The sequence below is a fragment of the Aestuariibaculum sp. YM273 genome (assembly GCF_030908365.1).
Classification (GTDB): Bacteria; Bacteroidota; Bacteroidia; order Flavobacteriales; family Flavobacteriaceae; genus Aestuariibaculum; species Aestuariibaculum marinum.
Window position 1 is genome coordinate 3,305,348 of the sequence record NZ_CP133090.1, and the last position, 19,111, is coordinate 3,324,458.

General features: G+C 35.6%; 7 protein-coding genes. 1 reads left to right on the forward strand and 6 read right to left on the reverse strand.

What is annotated here, in order from left to right; all coding sequences use genetic code 11:
• Positions 1 to 3: 3 nt before the first annotated feature.
• The gene (locus tag RBH94_RS14230; protein ID WP_307881506.1) at positions 4 to 3,201 is read left to right on the forward strand and encodes a glycoside hydrolase family 2 TIM barrel-domain containing protein; all 3,198 of its coding nucleotides are present in this window, start codon (positions 4 to 6) and stop codon (positions 3,199 to 3,201) included.
• Between the two features lie 52 nt (positions 3,202 to 3,253).
• Here RBH94_RS14230 and RBH94_RS14235 read toward each other — a convergent pair whose 3' ends face one another.
• The 6 genes from RBH94_RS14235 to RBH94_RS14260 form a co-directional block, all read right to left on the reverse strand.
• Positions 3,254 to 7,303: an FG-GAP-like repeat-containing protein gene (locus tag RBH94_RS14235; protein WP_307881507.1), complete on the reverse strand. Its 4,050-nt coding sequence runs from the start codon at positions 7,301 to 7,303 to the stop codon at positions 3,254 to 3,256.
• Between the two features lie 117 nt (positions 7,304 to 7,420).
• Positions 7,421 to 8,875, reverse strand: coding sequence for a DUF1735 domain-containing protein (locus tag RBH94_RS14240; protein WP_307881508.1), 1,455 nt, complete (start codon positions 8,873 to 8,875; stop codon positions 7,421 to 7,423).
• 34 nt (positions 8,876 to 8,909) lie between these two features.
• Positions 8,910 to 10,592, reverse strand: coding sequence for a RagB/SusD family nutrient uptake outer membrane protein (locus RBH94_RS14245; RefSeq protein WP_307881509.1), 1,683 nt, complete (start codon positions 10,590 to 10,592; stop codon positions 8,910 to 8,912).
• A 17-nt stretch (positions 10,593 to 10,609) separates the two neighbouring features.
• A complete protein-coding gene (locus RBH94_RS14250; RefSeq protein WP_307881510.1) occupies positions 10,610 to 13,633 on the reverse strand; it encodes a SusC/RagA family TonB-linked outer membrane protein in 3,024 nt (1,007 codons plus the stop codon).
• A gap of 30 nt (positions 13,634 to 13,663) precedes the next feature.
• The gene (locus tag RBH94_RS14255; RefSeq protein ID WP_307881511.1) at positions 13,664 to 15,445 is read right to left on the reverse strand and encodes a RagB/SusD family nutrient uptake outer membrane protein; all 1,782 of its coding nucleotides are present in this window, start codon (positions 15,443 to 15,445) and stop codon (positions 13,664 to 13,666) included.
• A gap of 15 nt (positions 15,446 to 15,460) precedes the next feature.
• Positions 15,461 to 18,661, reverse strand: coding sequence for a TonB-dependent receptor (locus RBH94_RS14260; RefSeq protein WP_307881512.1), 3,201 nt, complete (start codon positions 18,659 to 18,661; stop codon positions 15,461 to 15,463).
• Positions 18,662 to 19,111: the final 450 nt, after the last annotated feature.

Consider the following 19,111-nt stretch of genomic DNA (forward strand, 5'->3'; position numbering starts at 1 on the left):
AACATGAAGCATTTTATAAAAGTAACTCTGGTTGCAAGCTTATTTTCAACATTTACATTTGCTCAAATTAATAGCAATATAAAACCTTGGGAAGATCCTCAGGTTTCAGGCATAAACCGAATGCCTTCAAGAGCGACCTCATTTTCGTTTCCCGATGAACTATCGGCACTTGAAAATATAAAAGAAGATTCAGGACGCTTTAAATTACTTAACGGCGATTGGAAATTCCATTGGAGTCAAACTCCTGAAGGTGTTCCTGAAAACTTCCAAGCATTAAATTTTAATGATTCCAATTGGACTACTATTCCTGTGCCAGCCAATTGGGAACTTCAAGGGTATGGTACGGCGCTTTACACCAGTGCTGGTTACACTTTCACTCCTATCAACCCTCCTCTTACTCCTAAAAACGATAACCCAACTGGTATCTACCGAACGACATTCGAAATTCCTAAAACATGGGATGATATGCAAATCACACTCACCTTTTCAGGGGTAAGTTCGGCGTATTATTTATACTTAAACGGCAAACTAGTGGGCTATAGCGAAGACAGCATGTTACCAACCCATTTCAATATTACACCTTTTCTTAAAGAAGGTGAAAACCAGATGACTCTTAAAGTTTTCAGGTGGAGTGACGGCGCCTATCTAGAAGATCAAGATCACTGGCGATTAAGTGGTATTCATCGCGATGTTTACCTTTCGGCGGCACCTAAAGTGCAGTTATACGACTTTTTTGTTCAAACCGATTTAGATTCAACTTATACCAATGCCCTTTTAAAGGTAAGACCAAAACTTAAAGTATTTAATAACGAATCTATAAAAGGATATACATTGGAATACAAACTTTTCGATGAAAAAAATATTAATATCCTTAAAGATTCCGCGTCTATAAAAGCTGGTAAAATATTATATGAAAACTATCCGCAGCGTGGAGAAAACGATTTTGCCCTGATGGAATCTTTCATAGAAAATCCAAAAAAGTGGACCGCCGAAACACCAAATTTATACACACTTGTATTTTATTTAAAAGATGCAAAGGATCATATTATTGAAACGCGTTCTGTTAAAATTGGTTTCAGAGAAATTGAATTTAAAGATGGGGAACTACTTATTAATGGGAAATCAACCCTACTTTACGGTGTTAACAGGCACGACCATGACCCCGTTAATGGAAAAGTAGTTAGCGACTCTACGATGCTTAAAGATATTCTAACTATGAAACGTTTTAATTTCAATGCCGTTAGAACATCGCATTACCCGAACAATGAAAAATGGTACGAACTATGTGACGAATATGGTATTTATCTTATTGACGAAGCTAACTTGGAAACGCATGGTATTGGTGGAAGGCTGAGTAATGATAGCGACTGGGCAAGTGCCTTTTTGCAGCGTGCGGTTAGAATGGTAGAACGAGACAAAAATCACCCTTCTATTATTTTCTGGTCTTTGGGTAACGAATCGGGTTCTGGTTTTAATCACGCTACCATGGCGAAATGGATTAAAAATTACGACGAAACAAGATACATTCACTATGAAGGCGCACAAACCAACGGACAAACAAAAAACGGTGATATTTTAAAAGATCCAGATTATGTAGACATGGTAAGCCGAATGTATAATTCCATAGATTATATGGTGAAAGTGGCCAATTACAAAGAAGAAACCAGACCTATTTTATGGTGTGAATATGCGCATTCAATGGGAAATTCTACAGGTAATTTATTTGAGTTTTGGGACGCTATCCGAACACACAAAAACATGATTGGAGGTTTTATCTGGGATTGGGTAGACCAGGGGCTTTTACAAAAAAACAAAGATGGTGTACCTTATTTTGCCTACGGCGGCGATATGGGAGATGCCAACCTCCCAAACTCTTCAAACTTTTGCATTAACGGTATTGTAGACCCTAACATAAACCCGAAACCAGCACTTTGGGAATGCAAAAAAGTGTTTCAACCAATAGAAATTTCAGATTATAATAAAGAAGATAAATCGATTCAAATTCTGAATCGCCACAGTGTTACCAATCTGTCGGAATATGATATCATCTGGCAACTACAGGAAGATGGAAAAACCATTCAAAATGGTGCTATAAAACCGATTTCGTTAAACCCGGAAACAACTACTCGACTTCAAATACCGCTTAAATCGTTTAAACCGAAAGCAGGTGCTGAATATTTTCTAAGAATAGCCTTTGTTTTAAAGGAAAACAAGAACTGGGCAGAAAAGGGTCATGAAGTGGCCTGGGAACAAATAAAACTGGATAATTATAAGCCATTTCAATCGGAAAAATATAAAATTAAATCCATTACAGTTGAAAATAACACCATAAAAGGTGAAGATTTTGAAATTGGTTTTGATGCAAACACAGGGTTAATAAATAGTCATAATGTAAATGGTAAAAACCTGATTATATCGGGGTTAACACCTAATTTCTGGCGTCCAATAACAGACAACGATCGACTTGGTGGTAATACTCCTAAAACCTTAGCTGAATGGAAAGAAGCTTCAAACAACAGAACTCTAAAATCTTTCACTATTAACAAAGAAAACAATACAGTTTTAGTTTCAAGTCAATTCGAATTTATTCAGTCTAAAGCAAACATGACTATTAATTATGCCATTTTTGATGACAGACGAATACTTGTTAAAGTTGATTTTAATGCAGATGAAAACCTAACTATGTTACCTAAAATTGGATTACAATTACAAATAAATTCAGAATTTGATGATTTAACCTGGTTAGGAAAAGGCCCTTACGAAACGTATTGGGATAGAAAACTAGCTGCTGATATAAATGTATACCATGAGTCTGTTTTAAATGATTATTACGCTTATATCAGACCTCAGGAAAGCGGGAATAAAAGCGATGTGAGATGGTTTTCTTTAACCAATAAGAATAGCGTAGGTTTAAAAGTGACCGCCATTTCAGGTAATCTAAATATAAGTACATGGCCATATACCACCGAAGATATTGATGAGGCTTTGCATCCTTACGATTTAAAACCTCGGGATTTTATTACTGTTAACATAGACCATAAGCAAATGGGAGTTGGTGGCGACGATAGCTGGTCAAGAAAAGCTTTGCCTCATAAACAATTTAGGCTACCTGCAAAACACTATAACTATAGTTTTCTGATTGAACCCATTGAGAAAAGTAAAGACTTAGAAAGAACCAACATTTTAAAATACACAGAGTAAACCATAAAAAAATGCATCCAAATTTTGGATGCATTTTTTATATAAAACCGTTTTACCTGCTCAACACCACAATTTTCCGCGATAAGTTATTTATTTTCAACACATACACTCCTGTTGACAGGGTGTTTGTAAAGTGAAGTTCTGATACTTTGGTAGCTTCATTAAAGGTGTTACTCAAATTTTGTAAAAATCGACCGTTAATATCAAACAATTGAAATACATCAGAGGCTTGTGTATTAGATACCTTTATGCTGTTTGATGATGTGCTTATAGGGTTGGGATAAACTTTTAGTTCGGTGGTTAGCTCATCTATTGATGGTTCTGATCCTTCAAAATACTGCTTACCATAACTAAAGGCTTTCTGACCGATTTTAATTCCCATAAATCGCCCCGGAATATCATCGGCTGGTGGGTGAATACCACCCCAGATACGTGATAAACTACATTGATCGGATGCATCTCTGTAGGTGGCCCATTGCAGTGTTACATCTACCGAAGGGCCTTCTTCAAAGACTAAAAATTCATTCTTCCTGGCTAAAAACTCACCCATACCTCCTGGGAAGTATTCATCACCGGTGAGTAGGGTCATCACCTCGGCTGCCGCTCTGGAATACGTTGAATGTCCCGAAACAAAGCCTGCAAATGGTGGGGTTACAAATGTTGGGCGTTGGTAAGGCCACCACGTTTCAGCCAAAATCCATCCCACGCCGGCTTCATCTACCTTTGGGTCTTCTATAAAGTCATGCCCCTTCCAGGCGTAGAGTTTTATTTTGCCAACGTGTTCGTTATTGGTTCCTGCCAGCGGATCCCCTTCTTTTACGATTTCAATGAGTCCGTCCTGTAAATGAATCCCATCTGGATTGTAATTGGATTGACTGGTATCTGTGCATTGTCCGATCTCACACATATAACGAATGGCCGAAATAGGGCGGATATAATCGTACCAGCCTTTAACGCCCCAGGCAGCAATGGCAGCATCGTGCATAGCGCCTCCCATTAAAAAATACGCTTTTACATCCCACTCTAAATCGCTTAATATATTGCCTTCACCTTCAAATTGTTTGGTAAACATCTCATGGTCGTTTACGTAATTTAAAATCGTAAACCAATGTCCCGGTGGTGTTTCTGAGTCTGGTCCGTCAGCCCAGAATTCGGCCAGTACACGCGTGTAGTCTCCTCTCGGAACGATTTGTTCCTGATAAGGTAATTGCGTTACCGGGTTTCTCGAGCGACCAACGCCTATATCGCCTCCTTCCAATTCTTTATAAAAGTTCTTGTAATCGGCATACTCGAGTGGAAAGTGATCCTCCGTTATATTACCTATAGATTTTGGGGAGACATCCCACAGTACTCCATCGTGAGGGTCTAAGTGTGAACTCCATTTAGAGACTAGTGAAAAACACCATTTGTAATCTTCTGACGTACTCATTGGTGGGGCTCCCGGATCGTAATACACCTGATAGTCATGTCCATCTCTGGTATACGTGGTTTTATCTTCTTCTTCCATGGAAAACGGCTGTACACTTCCCCACTCCGGACTTAAAAAACCTGGGGTTACACCACCAATAACATTGCCACTCTGATCGATAAAATTATTAAAGCTTAGTGGTTGCCAGCGATCTGGATTAATATCTGCCACACCTTCAGGATAGGTTAAGCTTAACGGTGCATTAACCGGCTGGTAATACTGGTTGGCATACTGGTTGATTTCATTAGAGCCATCCTGTAACCCATAGACTATCATCTGGCTGGCTATGTAATTTCCTAAAGCAATCGGGTTACCTGTGGTGTAATCTTCATCGGTAATGGATATATCGTAACCCAGTCCAGCCATCACTTCATCTAAAATGCTTTGTGACAAGGTTGGATTTGGCGCATGTGCAAAACGTTCACTCAGCAACCTATACGCCGCATAACTAATGGTTTTCTTTCTGGCTTCGATTACATTGTCTGTCGTTGTAAAGCCTTCAAAATCACTATTAAACCCATGAAGCGTATTTCCTAGTAAATAGGGCGACGCTTTATCATCATATACTGCCCAGGCATCATACAGCACCACACTGGTATGAAACAGATTTCGCGCATGAACCGTAGGACGTGCATAGTCTTTTCGTATTAGTGATAGCAACGTTTCATTCCATAAACGTGCGATGGATTGTTCTTCTTCCGGCAACGGATCTGATTCATTTCTAAGTACTACTTTTAAACTAACAGGCTGACTGGAGCAATAGGCATTGGTTTCAATCACACTTATAACTCCTTCTCCCCCTGTGCCCCATTCCACTTTAACGGTATTGGCATTTTCACCTTCTAAAATAGTTCCTCCTGAAATACTCCAAGCAACGGTATTACCTTCTTGTTGAGGATACGAATATTGTTCTATACTTGAAACTAACACATTACTGTTTCCGTAAATTAAGGACGACGTTTTTAAATAAACACATGTCCCCGAACTAATAGTTGCTTCCGGATTATAATTACATGAATTAGGGTCGGTGCAGCCATATATCTTCTTACTCGGCTCTAAATCGGAAACTTGATAAAAATCACCTTCCTTAAAATTGATAGTCTTATCGAGCGGTAAATTATTATAAATTTCAACTAAACCTTTAGGCCAGGTAATTTTTAGTTCCTCGATTTTTGTTGCATTTGCTAACCCCAAATGTACAGGTACTTTATTTTGTGACAAAAATCCTTTACCTGTAAAATATCTTACCAATATTCCTTTATCTGTTTTAACCTGAATTTTAGTTCCAATCGCATCTCGGTTAGAATTTGTTCCTTGTAAACCTATTTTTAACCAATGTAAATTTGGTGTGTTGTATGTAAAATTTGTTGTGTTGTTTTCGTAAAAATAAGATGGCCTGTCGCTATTGGTTACCAGAATATCTAAATCGCCATCGTTATCGAAATCAAAAACGCCCGCACTCACGCTTATTGTTAAATCACCCAATTGGGAATCTTCAGATTTATTAATGAATTTAGACTGCCCATTGGCATGAAGATTTTGAAAATAAATATTTTTCTGCGCATTTGTTTTAAGATAATCAAACCCATTAACTACAAATAAATCCTCATCACTATCTAAATCGAAATCTGCAAAAACAGCATCCCACGCCCATTCTGTATACTTTACACCTTGTTCTATTGAAGTTTCATTGTAATAAGTATTCTGGCCATTATTTTCAAACAAAACATTTTTCTCAATATTTGTCACATACAAATCGAAAAAACCATCAAGATTATAATCTCCTAAAGCAATCCCCATGGCATTCTGATTAAAATGAAGACCATAAGCTTCTGTTTCTTCTGTAAAACCTTGTCCTTTTTGGTTAATAAATAAATCATTTACTTGACCAGGAACATCGTTAGCTACATATAAATCCTGCCATCCATCATTATTTACATCGAAAGGTATACTCATAAAGGAGTACTTATTATCTGTATCTGGAAATAGTTCCATTTTATTTACAAAGGTACCATCCCCATTATTAACATAAAAACTATTACCATTACACCCCGCCCAATCGGATATATATAAATCAAGTAAACCGTCTTTATTATAATCAAACCAGGTGGCATCTGTATAAACGCATGTAGAACTTTCAGGAAAACCTGCTTGCAATGTTACATCATCGAAAGAGCCGTTTCCTCTATTATGAAATAGAAACACCTTAAACATTGTGGTTAAAAATAAATCTGGATATCCATCATTATCGTAATCACCCCAAAACGCACCGAATTTAACGCCTTTTAAAGCTTCTTCAGGAGCTTCTCCAGCTTGAGTAATTGGATAAAATTCCTTTAATAAACCAGAAACAACGGTAACATCTGTAAAAGTACCATCGTTATTATTTTTGTATAATCTACTTCGACTTTTTTCAACTCCATCTTCATCCTTTCCAGCAGCAACAACAAAGACATCTAAAAACCCATCTTTATTATAATCAGCTATAGCAACAGCATTATTTTCTTCTAAACCTTGCAGACCAGCAACCGTTTCTATTCTATTGAAGTTTTGAGCACTTAAATAATTATTAAAAATTATAAAACAGCAAAGCATAAAACCAGTAAAGGTTACCCTAATCATATCATTCTTCATAAACAAAAGTTTTCAAAAGTCTTACTACTAAAAAATCCCAATACATTATCAAAATTGACCTGCATTGGGATTTTTATTCTACAAATTAATATGTTGAATACATATTTACAAAATTCACTAACGTCTCCATTCGTTTACACCATCTCTAATTCTATTACGCCATTCTAAAATAGTTGTTACATTGGTATGATAGTCTTCTAAGGCATAATATACCGAATAATTCAATGTAAAAACACCGGTTTCGGGATTATACGTGTTTTCTCCATTTTCAACAATAGAACCAATTGGAGAAGATTCATAACCACTTGGAGCTTGAATACCCCATACTTTCCATTCTAAAATACCCGAAGCGTCAACAGATTTAAAATAAACTCTAACTTTACTTGTTGTAACAGGATCAAAAGTTGTGGTATTGTATTGATTTAATAAAGTCCCCGGTGCTGGATTTTCTGAAGTATATGTTCCATCGTCTAAAAAATAATTTGCTTCTGAAACTTCAGTACCGTTAACAACATTGTTATTGTATAAAACATTCCAAGATTCACTTTCCGAATCCCAATACTGCAAATACGTATTATACGGTTTTGATACCCCTCCAACTCCTGGATCACTATCTGCAAACCAATAAATATTAGATTCTGTTATTAAATAATCACCTCCAAAATCATATTCAACATAGTCCCAAGTATCAAACAAAGGCCAGTTACCAAATGCCAAACCACTTGAACCACGATCATTTGATGCTGTAGGATCTACTCCTTCTTTTATACCGTCTTTGTTTTCCCATGGAGAGGCATTAGGAGCAGTTACAGTAGCATCTAAAGCAATATTCTTTGGTGAATTATCGGCGTTTAAATTTGGACTGTATTGTAAAGACACTGTATTATCAGCATTTACGCGCATCTTAATTTTATAATCCGGTCCGACTAAATTCATTGAACCATTCATCTCTACAGAGTCTAAAACAATAGTACTAGCTGTTATTACATTTTCTATATCTCCTGAATTTAATAGCTCTGACTCATCAGCAGATAATGTTTGAAATGATCCGGTTTGATTATAAAACCCTTCATATTGATTCATGTATTTAACAACCAAAATTTGTGTGCTTTGTGTACTTAAAATACTATCCTCAGAAGTTTCCATCAGTCTGAAAGGAAGAGCATAAGTTCTTTGTGATGTTAATGGATCTTCTAAAAAGTTTATTGAATCTAAGGTTACCTCTACAGTTCCAACCATTTCTCCCTTTGGGATTACGAAACGACTAGCATTACTTAATGAGTAATAATCACTTGGAAGAAGTGTATAACCTGTACCATCTAAAAGTGTAGGATCTAATTCAAAATCAGCCCAACGTTCCTTTCCATTGTCCAAAATACCTGCTAAATAAATACCTGCATTCAGTTTTAGTCCTTCACCTTTTACAACCGTTCTCCATAATACTCCTGGTTCATCAGATCCTCCGTCTGCGCTTGCGAAAGCTACAGAAGAAAACTCATTATCAAGCCTAAAATCATCATAACAACTTGTTAATACTGAAATTAGCACTAAAAATATTAATAGTTTTTTCATATGTTTCATTTTTAAAATCCTTTTATAATAAAAGTTACCAGCCTGCATTTTGTTTCAAATTAGTCATTATCAATGTTTGTGAAAATGGTAACGGCGCATATTTCATATAATCTTGATAAGTATGAGATTCCACTGTTACATAGTCATACGTATCTCCATTAACTAAATCGCGATTTATTCTTACTCCTTCAACTACATGATTTAAAGACTCTTCCCATCTACGAATATCCCAAAATCTAAACCCTTCAAAACAAAGTTCTATTCTTCTGTCGTTCTTTATAAGCTCTCTAAATGCATCTGTACCTGCATTTGCCTGATCTAACAAATATTGATCTTGAATTCCTGCCGTTGCTAAATCTGAATCTATACCAGCTCTTAAACGTATTCTTGCCATAACATCTGAAGCTGAATACCCTAAATCTGACCCTGTTGGACCATAGGCTTCATTAGCTGCCTCAGCAAAATTAAGATAAAGCTCGGTTTTACCTAAGTAAACATAAAACTTAATATCTGATGTGGCATCATTAGGGTTAAGTCTAACATTTCTACTTAATAATTTTTTCATATAATACCCTGTTCTAGTTCCCTGTTGGGTTAACCCTCCAGGGGCATCATCTCCTCCAACATAACTTTTTATTATACTTCCGTTATAGTTATCTCCATTGTAAAATATAAATCTATAAAACCTTTCGTCTCTATTATTATAAGGGTTTGCTTCATCATAAATACTACTTGCTTCCAATGGATAACCATCTGCTGTAGGGAAAATATCAACCAAATTTTGAGATGGATTACATGTTCCTGATCCATATAAGGTTGGCGGATAATATAAAGACTCTAATCCATTACCATTAAATGTTGGTTGTATCCAAATATTATCGAAACTATTAGCATCATTAAAATTGTTGAAAGGTTCTAAATCTGCTAAACCGCCTGCCGCCTCAATAGCTTCAAAAGCTGCAGTAGCAGCTCTTTCCCATTGCGCTTGAGTAGAATTACTATAAGCTGGACTTGCCGCATTTAAAAATACGCGAGCTTTTAAAGCATGTGCAGCTAAAGCAGAAGCCCTTCCTCTATTATTTAAGCCCGTGTAAGGGTCTGTTCCATTACTATATGTCATAGGCAAAAGCGAAATAGCTACATCGCAATCTGCAGCAATTTGCAGAGCACAAGCTTCGTAGGTATCTCTAGGTAAATCTAAATCATCTCCTTGCTTTAAAACAGTGGTAACGATTGGAAAACCTAAAAATTCATTTTCACCTTCTGCCTGACCTCCATAAGTTTTAAGTAAATCGGCCTGGTACCAAGCTCTAAGGAAATATGCTTCTCCCATTCTATTTGATTTAAGAATGGAATCTCTCTCTTTATCGGATACACTATAAATTAAATCTTCTCCATTTTCTATATAGAGATTAAGGTACTTAATCATGTTATAGTTAGTTTCCCAGTTCCCTATAGGACTGTTCTCTACCCCCCAAGTACCAAGTGCTAAGGCATTTGTTCCTGGTTGATTAGGCACCGCATTATCTGTATAATAATCCATATTAACAGGATAACTTCCATTTAAATTTGCATACGCATTGGCTAAAATTCCCTCTCCATATGTTGAATGACTCCACAAATCTTCAGTCGTTTGATCCTGTATTGGTAATGGATCAATATCACAGGCTGTTAAGAAGATACCGAATATTAAATAATAAAATATTTTATGTTTCATAATCTTGATGTTATTAATTAAAATTTGCATGATACCCCTAGTGTAAATGTTCTGTAAATAGGGAATGTACTAACCCCTGCACTTGTATTCTCCGGATCTATATCATATTTTGAAAACTTAGAGAATGAAGCAACATTTTTAGCCCTTGCAAAAAACTTTAAATTTGGTAACATAAAATTAGTGGCTATTGCTTTCGGCATCGTATAACTTAATTCAATATTCTTTATACTAAAGTAAGCCCCATCTCTCAACCAAAAAGTTGAATTTTGATAATTATTTTGAGATTGTGTTGTTAATCTTGGTATGCTATTGGTTTCTGGGTATCGGTCTAACATAACTTCTGAATAATTAGCTCTGGGGTTACTTCCCATAAAATAATTACCTCCTAAATTAGCAACTCCATTAGCCAAACCTTGTCCTACTACAAAAAGACCAAAACCTTTATATTTTAAGTTTAAATTTAAACCATAGTATATTCTTGGTGCATGTGCTCCTGTAACGTGAATATCCTTTTCATCTACAATCCCATCGTTATTGTAATCCTGATAACGAATATCTCCAGGTTGAACAGCTCCCCAGCTTTGCGTTACATTTCTTGATGTTATTTCGTCTTCGGATTGATACAAACCTTCCGAGGCATATCCTCTAAACATATCGGTATCGGTTCCTGCTAATTTTCGATAATCTTCTAAAGCGGCAGGTTCATCAACATCAATATATTTGGATCTGTTGTACATAATATTTCCTCCTAGACTATAGTTAAAGTCACCAACACTATTTTGGTATTGTAAATAACCATCTATACCCCAGTATTTGGTTTCTCCATAATTGGTTAATGGTAAAAAACCTCCTGTTCCAAATAATGAAGGTGTTAATGAACTTCTTTGAGATATTTGATTGTAGTTTCTTCTTGCATAATAATTAGCTTCGAAAGACAATGCTTTATCAAATAATTCTCCTTGTAAACCAATATTTAAATTACTTATTTTTGGCAATTCGTAATCTGTACTTCCTTCTTGCTGAATATTATAAACATTAACAAAAGCTCCTTGATTTCCTTCAATTCCAGATGCCCAAGAACCAACGTTTTGCCAAAGTGTTGTTCCTAAGTAATATGGGTTGTAAGACGTATTAAACCCAGTTCTAAAATTATCATTCCCCATAACTCCATAAGAAGTGAAAAGTTTCAAATAATTGACCGTTTTACTAGAACTTAAAAAAGACTCATTACTTAACACCCATGCAGCGCCAGCAGTTGGATATACATTATAGCGGTCACCATCTGGTAATTTCATACTTCCCGAGTAAGCAAGATCAACTTGCAGAACATATTTATCGTTATAAGCATAATTAGCTCTAAAACTTAAATCTTTTCTCTTTGCTGGTTGATAATTTGCAAACCTACGAGTCTCTACTAAACCATTATAAAATGATGTGTTTAAAGTCAGCGCATGATTTCCAAACATTCTGTCATAGTTTAAAGAAAGTAAAGCTGTAGTACTTCTTGTAAAGCTATCGTTACCTGTAGTTAAATTAGGGTCTACAACTTCATCTGTATACAATTGTAAAACATTATTAGGAAGTAAAGTATATAATGCTGCCGTGCCCCCTTTATTGTTTATTACATTACTGTAAATATCGAAAGCTGCTGTACCTGTAAAGGTTAAACCTTTAGTAATTCCACCTAAGTCCAACATTAAGGTTGCATTGTTCTGGGAGTTAAGATTATATCCTTCTGCATATCCGCTGAAAAGAATATTTTCAATATTTGTTGGGAAATCATTACTTACTATATAATTTCCTTCATAAGCTATAGCGTGAGCATTTGGAGGGGTACTTGAGATATAGTTAAAAATATTGAACTGAGATGCTCCTCCATTTTGATTAGGAAATGCTAACTCCTGATACGTTCCTGATAAATTTACATTAAATTGTATTTTATCGGTTAACTTAATATTAACACCACCTCTAACCTTGTAACGATCTGAAGAAGTGTCTTCTCCTATTTTTTCTAAACCTGTTGTTCTTACATAATCGAGTAATGAAAAATAGTTTACTTTATCATCACCTCCACTAAAATTGATATTAGCTCTCCTGTAAACACCCGATTTTCTAATATAATCATTCATGTAATCTACATTTGGATAATACAATGGATCGGTATTGTCCCTGTAGGCTGCAAGAGCTGTAGAAGAATAAAGAGGAGTTAACCCGTCGTTAACCAATGCTTCATTATATAATGTTGCGTAATTATAGGAATTTAAATACTCTGGTTTAGCTGTTGGAGAACTAAAACCACTCTCGGTTGATATCGAAATATCTCTTTTATACTTGGTTCCTGTTTTAGTAGTAATCCACACAACCGGTCCTAAACCTGATAACCCTAATGCCGATCTTCCCGCATAATCTTTAATGACTTGAACACTCTCAACTTCATATATAGTTAAATCTGAAGGATCTCTTAAAATACCATCAATGTAAAACGATACTCCCTCACCTCTAATGGTTGCGAATACCGACTCATTTACAGGATTATTACTAAAAGTATTAACTTGCATACCTGGTATTCTGCCTGAAAGAGTTTCCAGAAAAGTACCTGAAGGGTAAGTTGCCAGCTCATCTCCAGTTATGGTATAAGTTGCCGAAACACTTCTATTATTTGAAAACTTTTGGTAAGGTAAACTCACCACTCCGTTTTCCATAAAATTACTACTAGTTAAAACTATTGTCGGATTTTCTAAAACCCCAAAATTGGTTTCTGTAATACTTAAAAGGTATCCATCTTCTTCAATTACTATTTTATCTATATCTAAAGATGTAACTTCTAGAGAAAACCCTCCTTCTTTGTTGGTTATACTTTTACCTTTAGCCTCAAACGATTTTACAAAAACATTTGAAACAGGTTCTCCGTTACTATTTACTACAGTACCTGATATAACAGCTGTAGAAGATTCTGTCTCTTGGGCATATAAAAATGTTGTTGAACAGAATATCCCAATGGCTGTAAAAAACATCAATATGTCGGTTATTTTTCTATACATAATTGTTCTTCTTTTCGTGTTATTAATAAATTACCATCCTGGATTTTGTTCAAACTCATCAAACATTAAGGCATCTGTTAATGGTACTGGCCACTTATAATGTCTTTGTGTAAACGAACGCGTAAAATAAGGCTCTGCACTTCTATTGATTCTATAACCAGTAGGGTACGATGGGTCTAAAGTAAAATCATCTGCTATAAACTCTCTAAATTCAGCCTTATGAGCATCTCCCCATCTTGAAAGGTCAAATAAACGTTTACCTTCTAAAAACAGTTCTACTGCTCGTTCATTTTTAATTCGTTCTCTAAAAGTTTCTCTATTTGTTAAATATGTCGCATTAACAGGCGGCATATTAACTCGGGCTCTAACCATATTTACTGCTTCTACCGAAGTTAAATTAGCACCTGCTATAGAATGATTTGGTCCTCCTATTTCATTTGCTGCTTCAGCATATTGTAAAAGAATGTCAGCTAACCTGAAATATATAACATGTGTTTGAGGCGCAGCTGTCCCTGACCATTGATCTACGTTTTTCCCCCAAAACTTTCTAGCCATGTATCCCAAATGAGCATCCCCTGGTTGACTATTTCTTTCCGCTCCTCCTTCAAAAAGTTCTAGATATTTTCCAGATTGACTTGTCCATCGTTCTCCATTAAAAAGAATGGAATGGTAAAACCTTGGATCTCTATTAACAAATGGATTTTGCTCATCAAAATCTGGATCATCAGATATATCTAAACCATTTAAAGTTTCGAATCTATCTACAAAGGTTGCAGAAGGTGTAAACCCTTGAGTAACATTATTCCCTTCTATACTTCGTGTTGTTAAAACGCGGTAAGCACCTCCGCCATCTCCAACGGACGCATAATTTTCCCAGATAATTTCATCATGATATGGACGATACATAAAAATACTATCAAAGCCACTAGCATACTCTATAGTCTCATATCGCTCTGAATCTGCAGTTGGTATTTTATAAGTCACCTGATCTGTTCCATTTGATTGCATTAATCTATATCTGCCATTTCCAAACGGCCCTAATTCTGATAACAAATCCCATGATGCCTGTGCTGCCAATTCCCATTTAGATGTATCGTTATTTGAATTATTTGATGGACTCGCATTAAACAATAAAGCAGAAGCCTTAAGTGCCATTGCAGCACCTTTCTCTGGACGTCCTAAATTTTGAATATCCCATCTAGTTGGCAACAATACCGCTGCTGAATCACAATCTGCAGCAATCTTAAGTGCCGTTTCTTCATAGGTTAACCTTGGTATTGCAAAATTATCTGAGGCGTCAAAAGACTCTGTTATATATGGCATTCCTCCTTGACGTTTTAAAAACTCATAATAATACCAAGCTCTCATAAAATGAGCCTGCCCTTTTAATTCATCCATCTCCTCCTGAGTTGCATTTTGCAACTGGGGTAACAATTCAATTACTCGATTTGCTCGACGAATACTAGACCATGCATTCCACACTCCATAAAACTGTAGTGCCTGCCCTGTATCATAGGCTCTAAGCCAATCTCCACTTTGAGCTATTGGCATCGTTTCCCAGTTTATAGAATTTACATAACCTTCATCTCCTAAAGCAGCTATATAACTATAATCCCCTGCTCCTATATAATTCTGCAAATGTTGGTATACTCCATCTTCATATTGTCTGAACTTAAAATAATCTTCTAATATATCTTGCTCGGTTAGACCAGAAGAATCTTGAACTTTATCTAAGTAATCTTCACAACTAGTAAAACTAATCGCAGTAGACAGACCTAATATTATTGATAAAAAATTTAAAGCTTTTTTCATGTTTCTCATTTTTTGTTAGAATCTTGCGCGTAGTTCTAAAGTGTATCGTTTCATTTGAGGGTAAGCTCCAAAATCTACTCCATAATTTCCTCCTTCTGGATCTCCTCCCCACTTACGTTTTCTCCACGTCCAAAGGTTAGTTCCTATTAGACCTACCTCAAGGTTTTTAATCCCAAGTGACTTTTTAAGCGCTTCTGATTGAATTGCATATCTAAGGTTTGCACTACGCAAACGAATATATTGGCCTTCAACCATTGAGAAGTCACTAATTTGGTAGTTGTACTGGCTTGTTGCCTGCGCATGTACTGCTGGAAATTCTGGATTAGTATTGGTAGGTGTCCAGTGATTGGCGTGAGCTGTATAAGCATTATCTTTATTTTCTGTGAAAGGATACAAGAAGAACATTCCACCTTGTCTCATAGGCGTCTGCACACTACTAATTCCATAAAAATTTAATTCTAAAGATAAATTTCTATAGGCTCCACCTATAACACCATTCCAGGTTACATTAGGTATAGAAGGGCTTTCCGCTACAACTCTATCCTGAGAATCGACAATACCATCTCCATTAAAATCCAAGAATTTAAAATCTCCTACTATTGGGTTTCCTCCTCCAACTGTTGGATACAAGAATAATTCATCAAAATTCTGATAAAACCCTTGAGTTACAATCCCTGTTGCTGGTGTATAAGATCCCATACGTCTAGCAATATCAACTGGTTTGCCTTCTGCTTTTAAATTAAAAGGAATATTATCAGACTCATCGTAATAAACCATTCTGTTTTCTGAAGCTGATAAATTACCTTTAAATGTAATGTAAGAGCCATCATCAAAAAATTTGTTCAATCCTAATTCTATTTCAACCCCATGACTTTTAGATGATCCAATATTAGCCTGAATTGCTGGAACACCTGCCCAAGAAGGTACACGTTGTCTGGATTGTAGCATATCTTCACGTCTTTCATCAAACAGATCAACGTTAAGCGTAATTAAACTATTAAAGAACCCTAATTCAAAACCTAAATTTTGCTTATAAGCTTTCTCCCATGTAGCATCGGTAATTGGTAACGCACCTTCATTGATATATCCGTAACCTTGTAAAGGGTAACCAAAAGCCGTTCCACCTTCTTGGTTATATTCAGATAAGTATAACCATCTATCAATTCCTGCATCACTACCAACAACCCCGTAAGAGTATTTAACTTTTAACATGTTGATAGATTCCTTAAGATTGCCAAAGAATTTTTCGTTAGATAAAACCCAGCCAACACCTCCTGCAGGGAAAGTACCAAATCTTAACCCTGGTGCAAATTTTTCCGATCCCGTATGAGCTACGCTCGCCTCGAAAAAATAACGGTCGTCATAACTATAACTACCACTTCCTACCCAGTTTTCTTCGTAATGTGGAAATTCTGCTAAGAAATATTTTGCTTGTCTTCGACTAAAAAGTCCTAAACCAGAAACACTATGTTTACCAAAGGTTCTATTGTAACCTAGGGTGTATTGTAAATAATGACTTTTTGTTCCTTGAAAAATATTTTCTGCAGCATTTACCTGAAGTACCGGTTGCGGTGTATCTAAATCTTCTCCTCCTCCATTATCATATCTCGACCATTCCTGCGTATTAGGATCTAAATAGTATCCAAAATATTGAGGTAACCAATAATTTTTTCGATAAATTACATTAGAATTATAAGAGTATAACAAATTAGTTGACAAGCCTTCAGTAATAAAATCTAGTTTTTGATCAAACTTTAAGTCAACATTTAACTCATTTGCTTTAAATCTATTAAACCCTTGAGCTCCCAACCAGTTCATCTCAACCTCTCCTTGTGTTGGATTTATGTATGGTCTGCTTCCTGTTTGATTATAAGGAATTGTATTATCGGGGTATAATTCCAAAGCTTCTTCTGGATAAAAAGGCATTGAAGTAACTGGTTCATACCAAATAGGCTGAGTAAAAGTATCTTCCGGTTTACCCCATGCTTTAACATTTCCTCCGAGATTAACCGTAAACTTCGACGTTTTCGAAATATTAAAATCTAAGTTATTTTTAAAGTTATAACGGGTACTACCATAGTGTGCGTTTTGACTATCGTAATCATATGGAAATTTATCTCCTACACTCCAAATATCACCCTCCTTTAAAAACCCGATTGATGCATAGTACTGTACAAAGCTATTACCGCCTCTGGCATTTAAATTATATGTTTGATCGAAAGCTGGCTTAAAATAATAATCCATCCAATCAAAATCTGAATACAAATACGGTAAATCTTGAGTTCTATAATGCTCTAGAATATCATCCGGAATCATTAAATTCCACATTCCATCATTTGCATAAGCTTCATTTCTTAAAGACATGGTTTCATAAGCATTCATATACTCAGGAAGAATAGCAGCCTCCTTCATAGAGAAACTACTCGAAAAATCAAGTTCAATAGATCCCTTTCTACCGCGTTTAGTAGTAACAATAATTACACCATTAGCACCTTTAACACCATAAACAGCTGTTGCTGATGCATCTTTAAGAATCGAGATGGATTCAATATCATTTGGGTCTAAATTAGAAAATGTTCTTTCAACTCCATCAACAATAAATAACGGGGTATTATTTCCCATTGAGGAATTACCACGAATAGACATTTGAATTGGTGAAGCCGCATAGTAGCCTCCAATAGCCTCTTCCCCTGGAGTTGGATCCGTTTGAATAACCGTTAAACCAGGTAATCGTCCCTGCAAACTATTCTCTATACTACTCCCCATCCTAACAGACATTAATTTATCCCCTCCAATCTTGGAGACAGCACCTACCACAGACTCTTGCTTTTGAGCCTTTCCGAAAGCAACAATAACAACATCTTCTAAAGTTTCCTGATTAGGTTCAAGGGTAATATTTATCTCTGTTTTTGATTTTATTTGAATTTCCTGAGTTTTAAACCCCATAAAAGAAATTACTAAAGTTTCATTGGCCGATGCTTCAATAGAATAATTACCATCAAAATCCGTTGAAACACCACGATCGGTACCTTTTACCATTATTGTCGCCCCAGGAGAAGGAATGCCTTCTGAATCAACCACCTTTCCTGTTATTATTTTTGATTGCGCATGAACAACCAATCCAAAAACAAGGACAAAAAGAAACATTATTCTCTTAAAGAATAAATTCTCTTGTTTTGGAACTCCTCTTAAGAGGAAATAGTTCATATTTTTCATAAATTTTGATTTTCTAGGTTTACTTCCAATTTAAATTTGAAACAATTGTTATGTAGAGTTCGTTTTGTCATATTTTTTTTAACATTTTTTATAAAATTTCATATTTTTTTGAATTTTTTGTTAATTATGAAATTTACATCATACTAATTTTATATTATCTCAAAAAAAGATAATAATACATATAATCATAATATATTTACAAATAGGTAATACTATTACACTAAAGCAAAACAAAAGAAAGTATACCGGGACAAGCCCGTTAGATAAAAGAATATATCCATTAGGAACAGATCTTAACTCCGATGAAGATTAAGAAGGATTAGCTACTTAAGAATAAATTACCTAAAATTAGCCTGATACAGATTCAAAACATTACAACTTAAAAAGAGCAATGCCAAATTATTTACGTAGAGGTCTTTCATAATTTTGATTTAATAGTTATTAATTGAT